The 19,338-nt window shown below is 70.3% G+C and carries 21 protein-coding genes; 11 read left to right on the forward strand and 10 right to left on the reverse strand.

The annotated features are described in order from the left end of the window. The first annotated feature begins 46 nt into the window (after window positions 1-46). Complete coding sequence (locus tag AMK34_RS42380; RefSeq protein ID WP_083650082.1) at window positions 47-1,450, forward strand: serine/threonine protein kinase; 1,404 nt, start codon at window positions 47-49, stop codon at window positions 1,448-1,450. A 269-nt stretch (window positions 1,451-1,719) separates the two neighbouring features. Here AMK34_RS42380 and AMK34_RS33730 read toward each other — a convergent pair whose 3' ends face one another. Genes AMK34_RS33730 through AMK34_RS33745 form a run of 4 tightly spaced genes read right to left on the reverse strand, consistent with a single transcriptional unit; the run spans window position 1,720 to window position 8,097 of the window. Further along, window positions 1,720-3,891, reverse strand: coding sequence for a transglutaminase TgpA family protein (locus AMK34_RS33730; RefSeq protein WP_073848074.1), 2,172 nt, complete (start codon window positions 3,889-3,891; stop codon window positions 1,720-1,722). Then, window positions 3,888-5,015, reverse strand: a complete 1,128-nt coding sequence (locus AMK34_RS33735) for a DUF58 domain-containing protein (RefSeq protein ID WP_073848075.1) — start codon at window positions 5,013-5,015, stop codon at window positions 3,888-3,890. The genes AMK34_RS33730 and AMK34_RS33735 overlap by 4 nt, the downstream gene beginning before the upstream one ends. Before the next feature lie 2 nt (window positions 5,016-5,017). After that, window positions 5,018-5,971: an AAA family ATPase gene (locus AMK34_RS33740; protein WP_038509449.1), complete on the reverse strand. Its 954-nt coding sequence runs from the start codon at window positions 5,969-5,971 to the stop codon at window positions 5,018-5,020. Continuing rightward, window positions 5,968-8,097: a fibronectin type III domain-containing protein gene (locus AMK34_RS33745; RefSeq protein ID WP_073848076.1), complete on the reverse strand. Its 2,130-nt coding sequence runs from the start codon at window positions 8,095-8,097 to the stop codon at window positions 5,968-5,970. The genes AMK34_RS33740 and AMK34_RS33745 overlap by 4 nt, the downstream gene beginning before the upstream one ends. Before the next feature lie 128 nt (window positions 8,098-8,225). Here AMK34_RS33745 and AMK34_RS33750 point away from each other — a divergent pair, with 128 nt between their 5' ends. Further along, window positions 8,226-9,542, forward strand: coding sequence for a type VII secretion protein EccE (locus AMK34_RS33750; protein ID WP_241832926.1), 1,317 nt, complete (start codon window positions 8,226-8,228; stop codon window positions 9,540-9,542). On the opposite strand, the gene AMK34_RS33755 is transcribed toward AMK34_RS33750, so the two are convergent. Continuing rightward, complete coding sequence (locus AMK34_RS33755) at window positions 9,535-10,011, reverse strand: TspO/MBR family protein (protein ID WP_073848077.1); 477 nt, start codon at window positions 10,009-10,011, stop codon at window positions 9,535-9,537. The two genes, AMK34_RS33750 and AMK34_RS33755, sit on opposite strands and share 8 nt — an antisense overlap. An 86-nt stretch (window positions 10,012-10,097) precedes the next feature. Between AMK34_RS33755 and AMK34_RS33760 the strand changes: the two genes are divergently transcribed. Both AMK34_RS33760 and AMK34_RS43795 read left to right on the forward strand, forming a co-directional pair. Next, complete coding sequence (locus AMK34_RS33760; protein WP_073848078.1) at window positions 10,098-10,838, forward strand: nucleotidyltransferase domain-containing protein; 741 nt, start codon at window positions 10,098-10,100, stop codon at window positions 10,836-10,838. 82 nt (window positions 10,839-10,920) lie between these two features. Beyond that, window positions 10,921-11,046, forward strand: a complete 126-nt coding sequence (locus AMK34_RS43795) for a hypothetical protein (protein ID WP_007031507.1) — start codon at window positions 10,921-10,923, stop codon at window positions 11,044-11,046. Window positions 11,047-11,478: 432 nt separating this feature from the next. On the opposite strand, the gene AMK34_RS33765 is transcribed toward AMK34_RS43795, so the two are convergent. Continuing rightward, on the reverse strand, window positions 11,479-11,667 hold the full coding sequence (locus tag AMK34_RS33765; RefSeq protein WP_073848079.1) for a hypothetical protein: 189 nt from the start codon (window positions 11,665-11,667) through the stop codon (window positions 11,479-11,481). 67 nt (window positions 11,668-11,734) lie between these two features. Beyond that, window positions 11,735-12,349 carry an HSP18 transcriptional regulator gene (locus tag AMK34_RS33770; protein ID WP_073848399.1) on the reverse strand — a complete coding sequence of 205 codons (615 nt, stop codon included), beginning with the start codon at window positions 12,347-12,349 and terminating at the stop codon, window positions 11,735-11,737. Between the two features lie 106 nt (window positions 12,350-12,455). Between AMK34_RS33770 and AMK34_RS33775 the strand changes: the two genes are divergently transcribed. The 3 genes from AMK34_RS33775 to AMK34_RS33785 all read left to right on the forward strand — a co-directional run bounded on the left by AMK34_RS33775 (window position 12,456) and on the right by AMK34_RS33785 (window position 14,010). Further along, on the forward strand, window positions 12,456-12,896 hold the full coding sequence (locus tag AMK34_RS33775) for an Hsp20/alpha crystallin family protein (protein WP_038509437.1): 441 nt from the start codon (window positions 12,456-12,458) through the stop codon (window positions 12,894-12,896). An 80-nt stretch (window positions 12,897-12,976) separates the two neighbouring features. Beyond that, window positions 12,977-13,351, forward strand: coding sequence for a DUF6292 family protein (locus AMK34_RS33780; protein ID WP_038509434.1), 375 nt, complete (start codon window positions 12,977-12,979; stop codon window positions 13,349-13,351). Between the two features lie 53 nt (window positions 13,352-13,404). Beyond that, window positions 13,405-14,010, forward strand: a complete 606-nt coding sequence (locus tag AMK34_RS33785) for a decarboxylase (protein ID WP_083650083.1) — start codon at window positions 13,405-13,407, stop codon at window positions 14,008-14,010. Here AMK34_RS33785 and AMK34_RS33790 read toward each other — a convergent pair. Then, window positions 14,000-14,788, reverse strand: coding sequence for a SigB/SigF/SigG family RNA polymerase sigma factor (locus AMK34_RS33790; RefSeq protein WP_073848400.1), 789 nt, complete (start codon window positions 14,786-14,788; stop codon window positions 14,000-14,002). The two genes, AMK34_RS33785 and AMK34_RS33790, sit on opposite strands and share 11 nt — an antisense overlap. A 237-nt stretch (window positions 14,789-15,025) precedes the next feature. Between AMK34_RS33790 and AMK34_RS33795 the strand changes: the two genes are divergently transcribed. Then, window positions 15,026-15,358 carry a hypothetical protein gene (locus AMK34_RS33795; protein ID WP_037342007.1) on the forward strand — a complete coding sequence of 111 codons (333 nt, stop codon included), beginning with the start codon at window positions 15,026-15,028 and terminating at the stop codon, window positions 15,356-15,358. An 11-nt stretch (window positions 15,359-15,369) separates the two neighbouring features. Continuing rightward, window positions 15,370-16,812: an aminotransferase class I/II-fold pyridoxal phosphate-dependent enzyme gene (locus AMK34_RS33800; protein WP_073848080.1), complete on the forward strand. Its 1,443-nt coding sequence runs from the start codon at window positions 15,370-15,372 to the stop codon at window positions 16,810-16,812. Here AMK34_RS33800 and AMK34_RS33805 read toward each other — a convergent pair. Both AMK34_RS33805 and AMK34_RS33810 read right to left on the reverse strand, forming a co-directional pair. After that, on the reverse strand, window positions 16,809-17,153 hold the full coding sequence (locus AMK34_RS33805; RefSeq protein WP_038509429.1) for an STAS domain-containing protein: 345 nt from the start codon (window positions 17,151-17,153) through the stop codon (window positions 16,809-16,811). The two genes, AMK34_RS33800 and AMK34_RS33805, sit on opposite strands and share 4 nt — an antisense overlap. A gap of 44 nt (window positions 17,154-17,197) precedes the next feature. Then, window positions 17,198-17,749: a hemerythrin domain-containing protein gene (locus tag AMK34_RS33810; RefSeq protein WP_073848081.1), complete on the reverse strand. Its 552-nt coding sequence runs from the start codon at window positions 17,747-17,749 to the stop codon at window positions 17,198-17,200. A gap of 81 nt (window positions 17,750-17,830) precedes the next feature. Between AMK34_RS33810 and AMK34_RS33815 the strand changes: the two genes are divergently transcribed. Together AMK34_RS33815 and AMK34_RS33820 are read left to right on the forward strand one after the other, a co-directional pair. After that, on the forward strand, window positions 17,831-18,214 hold the full coding sequence (locus AMK34_RS33815) for a VOC family protein (protein ID WP_037342001.1): 384 nt from the start codon (window positions 17,831-17,833) through the stop codon (window positions 18,212-18,214). Between the two features lie 77 nt (window positions 18,215-18,291). Further along, complete coding sequence (locus tag AMK34_RS33820; protein WP_073848082.1) at window positions 18,292-19,074, forward strand: GAF and ANTAR domain-containing protein; 783 nt, start codon at window positions 18,292-18,294, stop codon at window positions 19,072-19,074. The last annotated feature ends 264 nt before the right edge of the window (window positions 19,075-19,338 follow it).

The raw sequence follows: 19,338 nt of genomic DNA on the forward strand, positions 1-19,338 counted from the left end.
CCGTGAAAGTACTCCGGATCCGGACTTCTTGCGCGACAATGGGGTCATGAGCATCGAGACAGGGCTGCTCGCCCAGGGCCCCATCGCGACCGTGTACGCGGGCAAGGATCCCGCCACGGGCAACGACTTCGCGATCAAGATGTTCCCCGGCACCTTCGACCGCGAGACCTCCGCTTGGCTCGAACGCGAGCGGAAGGCGCTGGCGGCGGTGCGCTCGACGCGTTCGGTCCTGCAGATCGACGACGTCCTGACCCACCCCGACGGCCGGTCCGGTGTCCGCCGCGAACTGTGCCCGGGTTCACTCGCCGGTGTACTGGATTCCGGTGCCAGGCTGGGTGTTCCCGACGTGCTCGCCCTCGGCGCCGCGATCGCGTCGGCGCTCGCCGCGGCGCACGGCGCGGACGTCCTGCACGGCGGTGTGAGCCCGCACAACGTGTTGTACCGGGCGTCCGGCGAGTTCGTGCTCGCGGACTTCGGGGTGGCCCTGCGGCGGCGATTCCCGCGCGACCCGATGTACGCGGTCGAGTACACCGCGCCGGAAACCCTGCGCGACGACACGCTTTCCCCCGCGTCCGACCTTTATGGACTCGGCGCGGTGCTCTACGTCGCGTTGACCGGGACGCCTCCGTTCCCCCGCCACACCGGGCAGCAACCCGGCGAGCGGATCCTCCAGGTGCTGCGAGAGCCGGTCGCGCCGATCCAGGATCCGGCCGTCCCCGGCGAACTCGCCGCCACGATCCTGCGGTTGCTGGCCAAGGAACCGGCCGACCGGCCGCAGGACGTCGCGTCGCTGGCACGGCTGTTCACGAAGCTGAGCCGTCCCGGTGGCGAGATCGTCACGGGCGATTCCTCAGACCTGCCAAGCGAAGAAGAAGAGGTCGAGGTCGAATTCGACGACTTCGCCCAGGTTCACCGGCCCGCGGTCCCGGTCCACTCGGCCCCGGCGCCCGTTCAGGTGGTGCAGGCGCCTCCGCGGGGCGGCCGCACCCTGATCCGCGAGTTCAGCGGTCCGCTCAAAACCGAACGCGGGTTTCCGTGGAAGCCCGTCGCGCTGGCGGGCGGCGGCGTGCTCGCCGCCGGGCTCGCCGTGCTGCCGCTGGTCCTCGGCCCGGCGGAGATCGGCGGGCAGGCCGTCCCGGTGGCGGCCGCGATCCCTTCGCCCGCAGCGGCTTCCGCGCCGGCGCCGGACGTCAAACTGGCGCTCGCGCCGCCGCAGGACCAGAGCGATCACGTGCAGCTGACCTGGACCGCGGAAGGCGAACTGGACTTCGTCGTGATCATGGCGGGCGAGCGGCTCGAGACGAAACAGCTCGTCGCCCACCGTCAGCGCAGCCTCGACGTCCCCGTTGACCCGGCGCGCCGGTACTGCTTCCAGCTGAGGGCGACCGACGGACGGCACATCTACACCACCGAGCCGGTCGCGATCCGCGGCGCCCGCTGCAACCCGTGAGTGTTTCGTCTCGTGAGTGATATTGGTCGTTCTAACGCTCTTTATCACTCACGACCCCACCGTCTATGGCCTGCTTCGGTCCGTGAGGTCCGGAAGGTGTGTCGCGAAAGCCACTTTCGGGACATCAGACGTCTCGAAAGTGGCTTTCGCGACATGATCGCCAGGGCGGTACGGGCCCGGCCAGGGCCGACGTTGCGAAAGCCACTTTCGCAACCTTCAACGTTGCGAAAGTGGCTTTCGCAACCCCGGTCAAGGCCGACACCCAGGCCTCACTCCTCGCGAGAGCCCCGGCCGCGGATCGGCACCAGGGTCCGCGGCTCGAGTGCCGCCAGCACCCGAGCCGCGAACGGTCTGGTGGCCAGCCCCCGGCGTACCTCGCCGACCTCCTGCCACGCCCGCCGGACCGAACCGTCCCCCACCGGGACCCCGGACCACAGCGTCACGTCCAGTACCTTGGCCAGCCGCGCGACCGGCTCGCGGATCCCTTCCCCCGCAAGCGATCCGGCCGATTCGGCGAGATCGCGCGGGGTCATCCCGATCCGGAACGGCACGCCGTGCGCGCGCAACCGGTCGCGGATCTCATCCCACGCGCCGAGCACGCCTTCGGCACCGGACCGTCGACGACGCCGCCGGGCGCGGACGACCTTCGCCGCCGGAACCCCGACGAGCCACAGGAGTCCGAAAAGGACGATCGCGGCGACGAGCGACGGCCACCACCAGCTCATCCCCGCTTCGGTGCTCTGATCCTCGCCGGAGTCCGCGGGCGTGCCCGGTGGGAGCTGGGGCGGCCGCAGTTGCTGTTCGGCGGGCAGCTGCGCCCGCGCGCGGGCGACCGCCTTGCCTGGCCCTGCCTGGCTTCGCTCCGCCTTGCCCGCCGCGGCGGTCGGGTCGAGTGCCACCCAGCCCGCTCCGGCGACCGCGACTTCGGGCCACGCCAGGACATCACGGTTGCGGACGACGTGCATCCCGCCGTCGGTCTCGGCCGAACCCCGGAACCCGACGACGAGCCGGGCCGGGATACCGCTCATCCGCGCCAAGACGACGTACGCGGCGGCGAACTGCTCGCTCGTCCCCCGCTTGCTCTCCAGCAGGAAGTGCCTCAGTTGCGGCCATCCGTGCCCGGTCGGCAGCTCCTCCGTGCCCGTCGCGACCTGATAGTTCGTGCTGAGGAAGCGTTCCAGCTGCAAAGCGGACTGGAACGTCGGGCGCAGCCCGCGCACGGCGTCCTTCGCCACGTTCTCCACGTCGGGCGGCACCGCGCCGAGCCCGCCGAGCGGCGCCCGCGGGTCGATCTCCCCGGAACCGAGATCGACCTCGGGTGACGACCAGCTGAGCCGGTAGTTCCGTTCCTGGCCCGTCGACGGCGATTCCGTCATCAGGGTGCCCGCGGACTCGTCCACCAACGGTGTCAGACCGTCCACACCGGTCAGATCCTGATGGCTCGGCAGCCACGGTCCGGAGAGCCCGCGCACCTTCAGTTCCGCGCTGCCACTTACGCCGGGCGCGCCTTCGAGGCCCGCGCCGAGCCGCCGGAGCCGGGAGTCGGACAGCCAGTTCGCCCCGTCGAAACCGTTCAGCACGATCAGGCGCCACTGGTCGACCGGGGTGTCACCGCGGTAACGGAACACCTCCTCGCCCGGCCGGATGAGCCGCTGGGCGATCTCGTCCAGCGGGTTGCCGACCCGGCTCCTCGGCGGCGGCGCGGCCTGGGTGTCCTTGAGCGTCAACGGATCCCGGCCGACCGGATCGAGCCCGGCGAGCGCGACCGCCCCGGCGACGAGGGCGACCACAGTGGACAGTGCGGGCCAGACCGCCGAGCCGGTCAGCCGCCAGGAGAACCGAGGTCCACCGGGTGCCCGGCTCACCGAACGGACCCGACGGCCCGACCACAGCAGGAGCCCGGCGGGCAGCGCGTAGGCCAGCGCCGCCACCACCGCGAAAACCCCCGTCAACGCCTGATACGCCTGGGCGAGGCAGGCGACGGCCAGGCTGGGCACGAGCGCCACGAGCGGCTTCTTGAGACGCAGCAACAGTTCCAGTCCGAGCACGACGGCGAGCAGCACCGAAAGTGGCACGAACAACAGCTGTTCGGGGATCGGCCGCGCGGGCCAGGTGGACTGCAGCGTGAGCCGCCAGCCTTCGGTGAGGCCGCGCGCCAGCCCCTGCAGCGAAGCGCCGGTCGGCAGGAAGGCGAGCGTGGTCGAGGTCAGCACCGTCTCGATCAGCCCGAGCAGGCCGAGCAGCGCGACGAGCAGCGGCCGGTACGGGGTCAACTTGGGGAATTTCGCGGTCAGCTCGACGCAGCCGTACGCGACGAGAACGACCACGAGCACCGGGACGAGCAGCTCCGCCCAGCCGAACACGGGCGCGAAGAGCAGCCCGGCGATCCCGGTCGCGGCGAGCAGCGCGGCGACCGCGATCCGGTCGAATCGGTCGCTCATGACTTGCCCACCAAGGAATTCCACTGTGCCGCGGCACCGGCGGCGTCGACCGCGACGATCAGGCCGCGGGAGCCTGCCGACGGCCGGAGATCACCGATCCGGACCACGGTGTCGGGCCGCCAGCGGGCGGCGTGACCGAGATCGGCGTCGGGACCGGTGATCAGCACCAGTACCCCGCCAGGGCGTTCGGCGGCGGCCAATGCCGAGGGCAGCAGCGGCGCGTCGTCCGCGGCGTCCTGGGAGACGAGCGCGAGTTCGTCCAGCAGCGCCCTGGCCGCGCGCACCCCGCTGTCGGTCGGCGTGTCCGCGCCGGCGGAGGTGATGAAGCGGCAGTGCTGCCCCGCCGACGCCGACGCGTAGAACAGGGAGGCCGCCACCTCGACGGCTTCTTCGAAAACGGCAGGGCTCATCGACTCGGGCCGCGTGTCGAGCACGGCGGTGAACCGGGGCTGCGCGGGGTCGGCGTATTCGCGCACCATGAGCCGCCCGGTCCTGGCGGTCGCCTTCCAGTGCAGATGCCGGACCTCGTCGCCGACCACGTACTCCCGCACCGCGCGCAGATCCGCCGAACCACGCAGCGGCGGGTCGGTGATCGGGCCTTCGTGGTGGTGGCGCGGATGACCGGCCTGCGCCGCGCGTACCGCGTGCCGTCGCGGATGCACCCACAACCACGCGGAGTCCCCGACGGTCTGGTCGCCGCGCGCGAGATCGAACAGGTCGGGCCGGTGCACGACGAGCGGGCCGACCCGCAGTTTCCCGCGTTTCGTCGTCGGAAGTTCGTAGTGGTACGTCGCTTCCGCGCCGGGCGCGAGCGGGCGGACCCGCAGGCCGTGCGTCTCTCCGCCGATGCCGTCCGCCGCGGCGAAACCGCCGTGCCGCCGCGAATCGGTGTTGCGCACGACGAGCGAGGCCAGCGCGGGTTTCCCGCGTTCGACCCGGTCCGGCTGGACGGTCCGGCCGATCTCCACCTTCGGCCGGAACCTGGTGGTGGCCAGCGCGATCAGCACCGCGCCGGCCGCGATCCCCGCGAAGGCACGGAAAAACGTGTACCCGGCCAGCTCGCCGAGGGCGTAGAACCCGGCGGCGAAGGCCAGCACGATGACGCCGCGGCGGGTGAGCCGCACGCCTACCTCCCCATCGCGGCCATGGGAGCGGCCGTCGCGCCCAGGAGTTCGTCGACGATGTCCGCGGTCCGCCGCTGGTTGAGTTCGGCGTCGGGCGTCAGCACGAGCCGGTGGTCGAGCACCGGATGCGCGACGTCCTTGACGTCGTCCGGGGTGACGAAATCGCGGCCGAAGGTGGCGGCGAGTCCCTGTGCCGCCCGGATCAGCGCGATACTGCCGCGCGGGCTCGCGCCGTAGCGGACGTCGGGATGCGATCGGCTCGCCGCGGCCAGCCGGACCGCGTAGTTGACGATCTCCGGTGCCAGATGGGATTTGCGGACCTCGTCGATGACCGACTGGACGTCGGCGATGCTCAGCACCGGCTTCAGCTCGTCCGGCGTCACCCCGGCGCAGTCCCCCATCACCACCCGCATCTCGGATTCCAGATCCGGGTAGCCGACCGAAATACGCATGAGGAACCGGTCGAGCTGCGCTTCGGGCAGCCGATAGGTGCCCTCCAGCTCGATCGGGTTCTGCGTGGCCACCACGAGGAACGGCCTCGGCACCGCCTGGCCGACCGAATCCACGGTGACCCGGCGTTCGGCCATCACCTCCAGCAGCGCGGCCTGTGTCTTGGGTGTGCCCCGGTTGATCTCGTCCGCCAGCACCACGTTGGCGAAGATGCCGCCGGGGTGGAACTGGAAACGTTCGTTGTTCTGGTGGTAGACCATCACGCCGGTGATGTCGCCGGGCAAAAGGTCCGGGGTGAACTGGATCCGGCTCCAGCGGCCGCCGATGCTGGCGGCGACGCAGCGCGCGATCGTCGTCTTGCCGACGCCGGGCACGTCCTCCATCAGCAGGTGTCCTTCGGCGAACAGCGCCGCCACGGTGAGCCGGACGACTTCCGGTTTCCCGCGCACCACCGATTGCACGTTCTCGGCGATCTGCTCGAAGGCGACCCTGGGTGTGAGCGTCACAGAAGTTCCTTTTCCTTTCGTCGGCGCAGGCCCACCAAGGCCATCGGGCCGAGCCAGACCAGCGCACCGCCCGACACCGTGGGTACACCTCGCCAGGTGTCCGTTGCGGTGCCCGCGGAAGTGGTGATGGTCGCGGTGATCGTGATGGAGCCGATCCAGGCGACATTGGGGATGGTCAGGGTCGTGGCCCCGGAACAGGCCGTCGGCTTGCTCTCGCCGAAGAACTCGGCCTTGCACGTCGCGGAAACGCCCTTCCCGTTGGCGTTCACGGAAACGTAGAGGGTGCTGTCCTTGCCCCGGACCTGGGTGATCGTGATCGTCGGTGGTCCCGAGGCCACCGGCACGGTGACCTTCCGGCTCCCGGCGGCGCCGTTGATCGCCGCTCCCGAACCGAACTTCGTCACCGCGCGGACCGTGACGGTCGCGGTGCCGGTGACCCCGGTGAACTCCGCGGACGTGGCCGAAACCGTGCGCTGCCCCTTGCCCGTCACGCTCACCAGGTAGTGCACGAGCGTGCCGCCGCGGAGGTCGGGCTGGGTCCAGCTCACCGAAACCTTGCCGGCGGCGGTGGCGTTCGCGGTGACGACCGGTGCCGTGGCAGGCCTGTTCACGGGTCCCGGGATGACCGCCTTGGCGCTGGCGCCGACCCCGAGGCCCGCCGAGTTCTCCGCGACCACGGTGACCACGTACGGGGTTCCGTTGGTCAGCCCCGAAATCGTGGTCCCCCGCGACGATCCGCCCACCCGGGTCGAACCGCCGGGCCAGGACACCCGGTAGCCGGTGATCCGCGCGCCGTTGTCCGCCGCCGGGCTCCACGAGACCTTGATCGAGCCGTCCCCCGAACTCGCGCTCAGCTTCCTCGGCGCGCCGGGCGGAGTCGCCTTCGCCACCGGCGGGGGCGCCTGCTGGGTGTTCGGCGGCGCCTGCTGTCGCTGGTCCTGCTGAGGCGGGGGCTGGTCGCCGGACGGTTCCGGATCGGCCGACGGCGCGCCGGCGGTCTGGGTGTTGGCCGCCTTGTCGACGTCGACGTCGACCACCGAGCCGTCGTCACCGTTGACGACCAGCACGTGCGAGCCGTCGGAACTGTCGACGTAGATGCGGTTGTCCTCGCCCTTGGCGAGCCTCGGCGGCGTGCCCTGGCCCGGCACCTTCGCGGTGGACTTGAGGTTGCCCGCGGCGTCGTAGGTCAGCACCTCGCCGCGGGTCTCGTCGACCATGGCGACGACGTTCGAGGACGAGAGCGGGCCGTTGAACCGGCTGCCCTTGGTCAGCTCGACCGAAATCGGCTTCGCGGAAGGACGGTCCTGGTCGAGGCCGCTGATGTCGATGAGGTGGAGCTGGTTGCGCTCGGGGTCGGCGATGGCCAGCCGGTCGCCGACGGCGCTGTTGGCGACCTGTGCCGACGGCGAAAGCTTGATACCGAGCGGAAGTCCGTCGCCGAGCCCGTCCGGGCCGACGCGGTGGAGGCTGTCGCCGGTGGTGTCGAGCACGACCGGCCGGTCGCCGACGAGGGTCAGCCCGCCGCCGTGCCCCGGCGGAAGCTGCGCGGGGCAGGTCATGACGGCGGTGCCCTTGGGCAGATCGCAGATCGCGCCGCTGTCGACACGGTGCGCCCACACCGTCCCGTCGGTGGTCGCGACCGGCCGGGACAGTGGCCCCCCTGCGGGCACTGTCGCGGCCGGGTCCCCGAGCCGCACGATCTGCCCGGCGTTGCGGTAGACCAGGTACGGGCCGCCCGCGATCTCCATCACGAACGGTGTTTCCGGTGCGGGCGGCGGCGTGGACTCCTCCACGCTCAACGTCGCCTTGTCGAACTCCGTGATGCGGTTCCGCTCGACCACGTAACCGGAGCCGTCGCCCTGCGCGACCTGGCTGCCGTTCGCGCCGGGCACGTCCGCGCGCGCGTCGACGCGGTTCGTCGAGCCGTCGACGTGGAACGCGGACTGGGCGGCGTCGTTGTAGACCCAGTGGCCGACCTGGACGAACTCCAGCCGTTCCGGGGTCGCCGCCTGTCCGGTCACGGCGAGCCCGATCAGCGCCAGGCAGCCCGCGACCACCAGCGCCACGGCCATTCTCGTCCTGGCGACCACGCTGAACCGCTTCGTGCCCCGCTCGTCGGTGTTCACGCGATCAAGTTAGAGAGCGACCATGAAATTTCGATGAAACAGCCTGTCCCGTGCTCGCGGACGCCGTGTCATCGAAACCTCATGTTCGCCGGGGACGCTGAGCAGACCCGGTTCGAGGAGGCAGGACGATGACCGATCTCGGCGCGGCGAGGACGGACGGGCGGTACCCCGCGGCACCTCTGCCGCTTCCCCCGATCGCCCCGGCCGTACCGCGGGCCCAGGCCGTGGCCGATCCGCTCGCCTACGCCGCACCCGCGGCGCGGGCCGCCGCCCGTGAGGCCGCTTTGGCCGCGCTCACGGCGGCTCGACAGGCGGAGCAGCGACCGCGCTGGTCCGCGGCGGCGCCCGTTCCCGCCCCCGCGCCCGGTCCTCCGCGGCCGAATCCGCCGTCGCCCGGCCGAGGACGCCGGCAAGGTCGGCCGGTCGGGATCGGGGTGGCGCAGATCGTCTGCTGGCAACTCGTGCTCGTCGCGCTGGTCCTGGTGGCGGGGCGGCCCTGGCCGCTGGCGGCCGCGGTGGTCACCGCCGCCGTGGTGGTGCTCGCGCTGACCGCCGTGCGGATTCGCGGACGCTGGCTCTACGCCTGGCTCGGTTCGGCGTCGGGCTACCTGACCCGCGACCGCGACCGGGATCTCCGGCAAGCGGGCGAAGCGGGCCGTGCGCTGCTGGGTCTGCTTTCGCCGGAAGCGACGGGGATCACCGGCGAGATCGGCGACGAGACGGTGTTCATGGTCAGCCGAGCCGACGGGATCACCGCTGTGCTGCAACCGAAATCCGCCGCCCGCGAGCAGCCGATGCCGTCGCCGCCGATGTTGCTGCCGCCGTCCCGCGAGCAGGCCCTGGACGTCGCCGCGCAGGTCATCCAGCACGTCGGCGCGGACCGCTCCCGGCCGCCACGGGGCTGGGTCGCGCTGCAGGCACTGCGCACCGCCGACGTCCACCGCGACGCCGATGTGCGGCAGGCGCTCGGGAACACGGTCAGGCGGGTGCGGCGGCAGCTTCGCCGCGACGGCCTGCCGGTGCGGGCGCTCAGCGAAAACGAGGTCCTCGGCACCCTCGCGTCGCTGGCGCACGTCACGGCGGGCCGGGCACGGATCCGCGAAGACTGGCGGTTCTGGCACAGCGGGCCGATCAGCCAGGCGACCTTCCGCCTCGACGGCTGGGACGCGCTGCCCCCGGTGCTCGCGGCGGACCTGTCACGCCGTCTGCTCGCCGCCGCCCCCGGGTCCGCGGTGACCCTGGCCGTGACCGCGCGCCGGAGCGCCGCCGAGACCGAACCCCGCGTCAGCGCCGCGATCCGGGTCGCGGCCGCGGGGGTCCAGGCGGTGGACCACGCGGTGCGGGACCTGGAACTCGCCGCGCGCCGGGGCGGGATCACGCTGGAGCGGCTCGACGGCAGGCACGCCAAGGGAGTGGCCGCGACGCTGCCGATCGGGATCAGTTGAGCACGACGATCGCGGCGGTGAGCGCGGTCGCGTACAGCGTCCAGGCGAGGTACGGCACCAGCAACGCGGCCGAAACCCGGGAAGACCGGCGGAAGTACAGCGCGGTGACGACGATGGCGACGTCGAGCAGGACGATGTCCACCAGTGCCACGCCGTACGCGCCCGCCGCGAAGAACAGCGGCGTCCAAGCGGCGTTCAGGACCAGTTGTGCCGCGTACCAGATCAAGGACCGGCGGTCGCCGCCGGATTTCCAGTACAGCCAGCCCGACACCGCGATCGCGAGGTACAGGACCGTCCACACCGGACCGAAGAGCCAGGCGGGTGGCGCGAACGACGGCAGTTCGAGTCCACTGTAGACAGAGCGGGCATCGGCCGCGGCGAGCCCGCCGACGACCGCCACCACCGCGACCGCCGCCAGGAACGGAAGGAACGCCAGCGGCGCGCGAAGTCTTCCTGGGATCGTGGTCATCGTTCGAGCGTACGGGCGCGGACACGGGCTCGCGCGCTCAAAACCCGTCGCTTCGACGCGGGAGACGGTCTTACGATCTTCACGCGATGAACGACGACATCTTCCTTGCCCACGTGGCCGACGGCCTCGCCGCGCTGCCCGCCGTGCACGCCGTCACGCTCGGCGGATCCCGCGCCCAGGACACCCACGGTCCCGGCAGCGACTGGGATTTCGCCGTCTACTACCGCGGCGGCTTCGACCCGGCCGACCTGCGCGCCGTCGGCTGGGACGGCGAAATCTCCGAAATCGGCGCCTGGGGCGGCGGCGTGTTCAACGGCGGCGCCTGGCTCACGATCGACGGCAGGCAGGTCGACGTCCACTACCGCGATCTGGACGCCGTCGAGCACCATCTCGCCGAAGCACGGCAAGGCCGGTTCCATTGGGAGCCGCTGATGTTCCACCTCGCGGGTGTCCCGAGCTACCTGCCCGTCGCGGAACTCGCGGTCAACCGTGTGCTGCGCGGCGACCTGCCGCGGCCGGACTACCCGGAAGCGTTACGGGAGACGGCTCCGGCGATGTGGCGAGGCCGCGCCGAACTGACGCTGCGCTACACCCGCGGCGCCTTCGTCCCGCGCGGGCAGGCCACGGAGGTCGCGGGCGCGCTGGCCACCGCCGCCATGGAGACGGCGCACGCGGTCCTCGCGGCCCGCGGCGAATGGGTCACCAACGAGAAACGGCTGCTGCGGCGCGCGGGCCTGCGCGAGATGGACACCATCCTCGCCGGGTTGCGCGCGGACGTCCTCGCGAAGGCGGTGGACGAGGCGGAAGCGCTGTTCCGGACGGTCTGAGCGTTGTGGCGCGGGTCACGGAATGACCGGCGATCTTCAGCGCTACAGAGAGATGAGACCAGTTCCGTACCGAGGGAGAGACATGTCCGCCACCGCCACGCCGGAAGAGACCGCTCTGGCCGTCCCCGCGCTCGACGATTTCGACTTCCCGCTCACCGACGGCGCCGCCTGCCGCATCGACGACCCGGACTGCGAAGCCTGCCAGTAGCGAACTGGCCGTGACCACCCGGCTTGGTCCCGGAAGTACATGAAGGCCCCCTTCCTTGCGCCTGGCGCAAGGAAGGGGGCCTTCATGTACTTGGGGAAGGGGTGAAGGTCGAGTTTCCTCGGCTGAGCCGAGGGATGGGGGCCTTCACGCGCCGCCGTGGTGATTCCTGTGGTTGCTGGTGCAGGTGAGCTGCAGGTGGCGATCTCTGAAGGTAGTGAAGGCCTCCTTCACTACCTTCAGAGTAGGTAAGGAGGCCTTCACGGACCCGATCCGCGATCAGCCACAGCCAAAATCCAGTAGCCACTTAAGGCACTCGCCCTAACCAGAAACGCCACTCACAACCACCCGGCCGGCGGGGGCGAAGGCTCCTTTCGTCGCATCACACGCGGCGAAGGGAGCCTTCGGCCCACGCACCTCGGACGCGTCGGCGGCCTACCCCGTCCGGCCGTCGACGGCGGCCACGATGAGCGCCGCGCACCGCTTGATCGGCAGCCCTCGCTCCCGCGCCATCGCGTCGAGCGCCGCACGGGCGGCCTCCCCACGCAGTCCTTGCGCGGCAAGCACTTCCAGTGCCAGCCCGATGACGTCGGCCGTCAGCGGGGAATCGGATCGGACCAGCATCGGAAGACCTCCGGCTCGCTCGAGGGACGGCGGCGGATACCCGCTCCGCACCGGTTTCACACCCGCGTCATCGTGAGGATTGACGATCCCGCCGGTCGTCGACGGCGTCCCGCCGGACCTGCTCGGTGTGCATGCCGATCTCCCCGAGCCGTTCGGCGAATCCGGTGTGCTCGCGGGGCAAGCGGGCACGCAGGTCGGCCATCGGGGCGAGGAGACCGGTGACGTCGTCCTCGCCGAGCACGGCGCTCAGCCTGTCCGCGCTTTCCCTGGCCTCGGCGTCCAGCCCGGGCAGCGCGCCGGCCTGACCGGCGAGTTGCCGCAGGATCGCCGAATTGCGGCGAGCCCACTCCGCGACCGCGCGGTCACCGGCGCGCCGGTCCCGTTCCGCGTCGACCCGCGCCTCGCCCGTGCTCTCGCCGCTGACGGACGGCCGCAACCGCAGGAACCGCCGCTCCGCCGCCTGACGGCTCGCGACCCCCAAGGCCGGGGCGAGTGCGGTCCAGCTCGTCCCGCCCGCGCGTGCCGCCGCGATCAGCTCCGGTTCCCACGCGGCCAGTTGCTCACGTACGTCCTTCAACGCCGCCAAGGCAGCCAACAGCCGCTCCGGGTCCGAGACACCGGAACGGGCCTCTGCCACGACATCTCGCACCGCACGCACGGTCCGGGCGGGGTCTTCGTTCATCTTTGTCATCCCATCGACGACTCGGTGGTTGTCATCGTTTCGATGACATGTTAGAACAGTAGTGCGTGTTGACACCAGAGACGACGAACCCAGGAGGTGGAACCCGATGTTGATGCGCACCGACCCGTTCCGCGAGCTCGACCGGCTGACCCAGCAGATGTTCGGCGCCGCGAACCCGGGGACCTGGTCCAAGCCGGCCACCATGCCGATGGACGCCTACCGCGACGGCGACGAGTTCGTCGTCTGCTTCGACCTTCCCGGCGTGGCCGCGGACGCCATCGAGCTGGACGTCGAACGCAACGTCCTGACGGTCAAGGCGGAGCGGCGGCCCACGCCCGGCAAGGATGTCCAGATGCAGGTTTCCGAGCGCCCGCTCGGCGTCTTCTCGCGCCAGCTGTTCCTCGGCGACGCCCTCGACACCGACCGCATCGCGGCCGGATACGAAGCAGGCGTGCTGACCCTGCGCATCCCCATCGCCGAGAAGGCCAAGCCGCGGCGCATCGAAATCTCCGGCGCCACGTCCGACCGCAAGGAGATCCAGGCCTGAGTGTCCGCCTCCGGTGCGGGGCCGCCGGGTCCCGCACCGGACCGAGACCGGGGAAAGAAGGGAAATCCTCGTTGCTCACCATGCCTGTCCGCCACCCGCACACCCGCGACGCCGTGTGGGGTTATCTCGGCGAAATCACCGAGGCGCTCGGCGTCGGCCTCGAATCCTGCACCGTCGACCTCGACGACCCGGTCTCGGCGTACGTCGCGCTCGACGAGCGGCTCGCCACCCATCCGGAACGCGACGTCGCCCTGCTGTGGGACGAGGTCCACGGGTGGGCCGTGGCGATCGAGACCCATTCCGGCGAGGACCTCATCGTCCTCCGCTACCTGGGCGGGAAGTCCGCCACGCCGCGCCCCGCCGAGGTCGCGCGCTTCGTCAAGGCCGTCCGCGAGGACGACCATCGCGTCGGGCAGCTCACCCCGCCGGATTTCCGCGCCGTCCCCGCCGAATGAGGGCGGCTCGCGTCGGGTACCTCCGAAGGGCGTCGAGCCGGAAGGAGTGAGCCGTGATCGGCCTGCTGTACCCGACGCGGGACTGCGGCGAGGACGATTTCCTCGCGTGCGCGCGAAAACTGGATCCGGACCTCACCGTGGACTTCGCCTACGTCCCGTGGGGCGCGAACATCGGCCGCGTCGACGACCTCGATCCGGTCGAAAAACACGAAGCCGTCCGCGAACTCGGTGCACCGGAGAGGCTCGCGGCCGCCGCGCGGTTCGGTACGACACCGGACGTCGTCAGCTGGGCCTGCTCCAGCTGCAGTTTCACGCGCGGCCTCGCCGGCGCGCGTGACCAGGCGAGCGTGCTCAGCGAGCGGCTCGGCGTTCCCGCGCGCAGTACTTCCTTGGCCTACCTCACCGCGCTGGCCCACCTCGGGACCAAGCGGGTGGCGCTCGCGTCCGTCTATCACCACGACACGACCGCGACTTTCGTCGATTTCCTTGCCGAGGCTGGAATCGACACCGCCCTGCACACGACACCACTGCTCGAAGACCTCGAAACCGCCCTCGGCAAACCCGTGCTGACGGCCACCGCGGTCACCCTTTGGGACGCGCTGCACGCACTGGGCGCCCCGCCGGTCCGGCGGGGCCTCGGGAAGTTGTTCAGCCGCTGAGACTGCCGCGCAGATCTTGCAGGATCTTCGCGAGCAGGCGGGAAACGTGCATCTGCGAGATCCCGATACGCTCGGCGATCTGGGATTGGGTCATCCCGTCGAAGAACCGCATCGTGACGATCGCCCGCTCCCGCTCCGGCAGCCGCCGGAGCAGCGGGACCACGGTGTGCCGGTCCTCGATGTGCTCGAACCGGGAATCCAGTTCCCCCATCACATCGGACAGGGGAAGCGAGCCCTCGCCGTCGTTGACCGGCCGGTCCAGGGACGAGGTCTGGTAGCTGTTCGCGGCGAGCAGGCCGTCACGGACGGTGTCGACGTCCACGTCGAGATGCCCGGCGAGCTCGGACGGGGTCGGCGCGCGGCCGAGGGTCTGGGTCAGTTCCGTGGTCGCCCGCGTGAGCCGGGTGCGCAGTTCCTGCATGCCCCGCGGGACGTGCACCGCCCAGCCGGTGTCGCGGAAGAACCGCCGTACCTCGCCCATCACCGTGGGCACCGCGTACGCCAGGAATTCCCCGCCCTGTGCGGGATCGAACCGGTCCACGGCCTTCATCAGGCCGATCCGCGCCACCTGGATCAGGTCTTCCCTCGGCTGGCCGCGTCCGCTGAACCGGACGGCGATGTGCTCGGCGATCGGCAGCAGTTCGAGGATCAGGCGTTCCCGCAGGCGGCGCCGGTCCGGGTGGCCATCGGGCAGTGCGGCCAGTTCGTCGAACCAGGGGCGGCAATGCGAGTAGTCGTCCTTCCGCCGCGTTCGGCGGTCCCGAGGAGCGGGCGGCATCGGCTCCCGCGAGACGGGCCGGTCGACGTCTTCCATGAGGAGCGGGGCGCTCATCGAAGTTAACCTCCGTCCCTTGTGGACTGACATACGTCCGTACGTGCGTTATCGGGCTGATACCCGGGAAACGGGCAGGGCAAACATCGGCCGCCGGGCCGGGCCGCGCTGACCTGGACGGGTGATCTTCCGATTCACCGGCGAGTGGAAGGGGTATCCGCAGGTCACGACGAAGGAGGAGCCGTGCCTGAACAGAGCTGGAGCGACAAACGCGAACGTCAGTACGAGCACATCAAGTCGTCGCAGAAGAAACGCGGCGCGAGCACCGGCCGTGCCGAGGAGATCGCGGCGCGGACGGTCAACAAGAACCGCGCGCAATCGGGTGAATCGAAGACGGCGAGCAAGAGCTCGACCAAGGACACCTCCCCGCAGAAGCGCGGCGGGCAACGGTCCGGCAACCGGAAGGGTCCCGGCGGGCCGACCAAGGACCAGCTCTACAACGAAGCCAAGAAGCGCAACATCAAAGGCCGTTCCAGTATGACCAAGAAGGAACTGCAGAACGCCCTCGGCCGCTGATCGGAGGCAGGATGGACCACTCGCGCGCACCGGTACTGGAAGCCATCGAGGACTACCGCCGCGCGGGCGGGCTGGCCTTCACCCCGCCGGGTCACAAACAGGGCAGGGGCGCCGATCCCCGTGTGCTGGACCTGCTCGGCCGCGACGCGTTCGCGTCGGATCTGCTGACCCTCAACGGTTTGGACGACCGCAGGATGTCGCGCGGCATCCTCGGCCAGGCGCAGGAGCTGATGGCCGACGCGGTGGACGCGGAGCACACCTTCTTCTCCACCTGCGGGAGTTCGCTTTCGGTCAAGAGCGCCATGCTCGCCGTCGCCGGCCCGGGCGAACGGCTTCTGGTGTCCCGCAACGCCCACAAATCCGTCGTCGCCGGTCTGGTGATCAGCGGGGTGCATCCGGTCTGGGTGCGCCCCCGGTACGACGAGGAGCACCATCTGGCGCATCCGCCCGGCCCGGAAGAGACCAAGGCGGCGCTGGCGGAGGCCCCCGACGTCAAAGGCATGCTGCTGATCACGCCGACCGACTACGGTACCTGCGCCGACATCCGGGGCGTCGCCCGTGCCCTGCACGACGCGGACAAGCCGCTGATCGTCGACGAGGCATGGGGCGCGCACTACCCGTTCCACGACGACCTGCCGACCTGGGCGATGGACGGGGAAGCCGATCTGTGCGTCACCAGCACGCACAAGATGGGCGGCGGGCTGGAGCAGGCCTCGGTGTTCCACCTGCGGGGTGACCGCGTTTCACCCGATCTGCTCAAAGCCAGGGAGGACCTGCTGGGCACCACCAGCACGTCCGCCCTGCTGTTCGCCTCCCTCGACGGCTGGCGCAGGCAGATGGTCGAGCACGGCGAAGAACTGTTGGGCAAGGCGCTGACGCTGGCGGCCCGGACACGCGAAGAGATCGAAGGCATCTCCGGTCTCCACGCGCTGGCGGAGGAGTTCCACCCGCTCGCCTTCGAACACGATCCCCTCAAAATCGTGATCGACGTCGCCGAACTCGGCATCACCGGCTATCAGGCGGCGGATCATCTCGCCGAACGCCACCTGCACGTGGGGTTGTCCGATCACCGGCGGATCGCGGCACAGATCACCCACGCCGACGACGAGGACACCGTTTCCGCCCTGCTGCACGGTTTGCGCGGGCTGACGGACCACGACTTCGAGCGGCGCCCGCCGGTCGACCTGCCCTCCGGGGCGGATCTGAAGCTGGAAACTCGGATGCTGCCGCGCGACGCGTTCTTCGCCGAGGCCGAGCACGTACCACTGGACAAAGCCGAGGGACGCGTCAGCGCGGAGATGATCAGTCCTTATCCACCAGGGGTTCCGGCGATCGCTCCCGGTGAGGTGTTCACCGAAGCGATCATCGACTATCTCCACACTGGCGTGCGGACGGGCATGTTCATCTACGACGCCGCGGATCCCGAGCTGGGCACCGTCCGCGTCGTCGGCTAGTCGCCCGCCATTTTCAGCGTCGGCAAGAGCCCGGTGAGCTCGATGGCCCGGCGCACGACCTTGGACGGCGCGAAACTCAGGTCGATCCCGGACTCCTGGCACTGCCGGTTCAGTTGCACCAGCACGGAAAGCCCCGACGAATCGCAGAAACCGACACCGGTCATGTCGACCACCGCGGTGCCGGGACCGTGCGCCACCAACTCGAACAGCTCGGCCCGGAGCCGGGGGCTGGTCGAAATGTCGATGTCACCCGCCACCTCGACGGTGATCGCGTCTTCGGAGCGGGCCGCCTCGGCCACGACGAGAGGAGCGGCCTGCCCTGCTTCGGAGTCGATCGCCATCCATCGACGGTAGAAGGGGGCGGTCCGGTCCGCAACCGTCGCGATCAGGAAGACTTGGCCACCTCGCGCGCGATCTCGTCCTTGGCCATCGTCGAAGCGCCCGTCACGCCAGCGTTGCGCGCCTGGGTCAGCAACTCCCGTTTGGTGGCCTCACCGGGACGGTCGCCGAGATGGGAAGTCCTGCTGCTCACGAAGGCCTTTCCCAGCTCGCGTCGCCGGGCTTCGGTCAGCTCGCGCCGCATCTTCGGCAGGACGGTGGATTCCTCTTCCTTCACGTGATGCATGACAGCCTCGACGAGGTCGGAGAGCACCTTCTCGAACTGCTTCGATTCGGGCTCGGTTTCGTTCAGCTTCGCGAGCAACTGCTCGGCTTCGGCGTGTTCCTTCTGGCCGTGCGCGACGTCTTCGGCCTCGTCCGCCTCGCCCTTGGCGGCCGGGTACACCTCGGCCTCCTCGGCGCGGCTGTGCGCGGTGAGCAGCGACGAGAGCACCGGGACGAGCAGCGGCCGTTTCTCGGGATGCCGCTCAAGTTCATGGAACAGCCGCTCCACCTCGCGGTGGTCCTGCATGATCAAGTCCACGACGTCGCCCGCCACGGCCGCCTCCTCGGTTCGGGATCAACTCGACGCACCCGGATACCCGCTCCGCGCGGATTCAACCGGGCTATCCTCGGCCGTATGGCCTGCCGTATCACCGAACTCATCCTCGACTGCGCCGATCCGGTCCGGATGGCGGCGTTCTGGTGCGAAGTGCTCGGATACGTCGAGATCGGCAAAGACGGCGAAGACATCGAGATCGGCCCGCCCGGCGTCGGTTTCGGCGGCCCGCAGCCGACGTTGATCCTGAGCCGCAGCGACGACCCGAAACCGGGCAAACTCCCCCTGCACATCGACGTGAACCCCACCGACCGCGACCAGGACGCGGAACTGGAGCGGTTGCTCGCCGCCGGGGCCCGGCCCGCCGACGTCGGCCAGACCGGGGAAGAGTCGTGGCACGTGCTCGCCGACCCCGAAGGAAACGTGTTCTGCCTGCTTCGCAAGCGAGTAGAACCGTCCACTTAGGACGATCCACTGGTTGGCCCGCGGCGCCACCGGGTAACCGGCGAAGGACATCGAACCCCGACTGGGATGGTCAGCTGATGGCGGACGAAGGACTGTGGCAACGCGACAAGGACGAATTCGGTTCCGGCGAGTACACCTCGGCGGGCCCGTTGGCAGGCCAGTTCGTCGAACTCACGCGCCTGCTCTTGGCCGCCTCGACACCGGCCCAGGTCCTCGAACAGGTCGTCGCCGCCGCGTATCGGGTGGTCCCCGGCGCGGATCTGGTGTCGGTCACCCTCCGTGCCCCGGACGGAACCTTCCACACCCCGGTTTCGACCGGCGAGGTGGCGTTGGAGCTCGACGAGGTGCAGTATCGCGCCGGGACAGGCCCCTGCGTCGATGCGGCCGACAGCGGAAGCCCCGGCTACATCCGCAGTGAGGATCTGAAGGCGGAGAAGCGGTGGCCGGATTTCTCCGCGGCGGCCGTGCGGCACGGCTACACGGCGATCCTGTCCACCGTGATGATGCCCGACGCGACCCCGCCCAGGGTTCCCGGCGCGCTGAACATCTACAGCCGCCGCCCCGGCGCCCTCGACTCGCGGGCCCAGGACTCCGCGCTCCTGCTGGCCACCCACGGCTCGCTCGCGCTGGCGGGCACCACCGCCGTGAGCCGGGCGGAACTGGAGTCGAGCCATCTCCGGCGGGCCGTCGAATCGCGCGACGTCATCGGGCAGGCGAAAGGGATCCTCATGCAACGCCGCGGCCTGACCGCCGACGAGGCCTTCGATCTGCTGCGCCGGACCTCCCAGGACCTCAACGTCAAACTCGCCGAAGTCGCCCAGACCCTGGCCAGCCGGCATTCGGAACTCGACACCCCTTGACTCGCGTGAAGGCTCCCTTCGTCGCGTCTGATGCGGCGAAGGGAGCCTTCGCCCCGGCCGGGATACAAGGTCGTAAGTATCCATGTACCTACTGGTCCGAAGTCCGTGAAGGCCTCCTTGAAGGACTCTGGGTCCCTCAAGGAGGCCTTCACAGAAAGGCCACACAGGCGCCGCGTGAGCAAAAGCGTGACTCGCGTGATCAGGGACGTGACTCGCGTGACTGGAAGCCGCACTCGGCGTGTTCCGCCCCTGATCACGCGAGTC

The organism is Amycolatopsis sp. CB00013, assembly GCF_001905755.1.
In the GTDB taxonomy this organism is placed as follows: Bacteria; Actinomycetota; Actinomycetes; order Mycobacteriales; family Pseudonocardiaceae; genus Amycolatopsis; species Amycolatopsis japonica.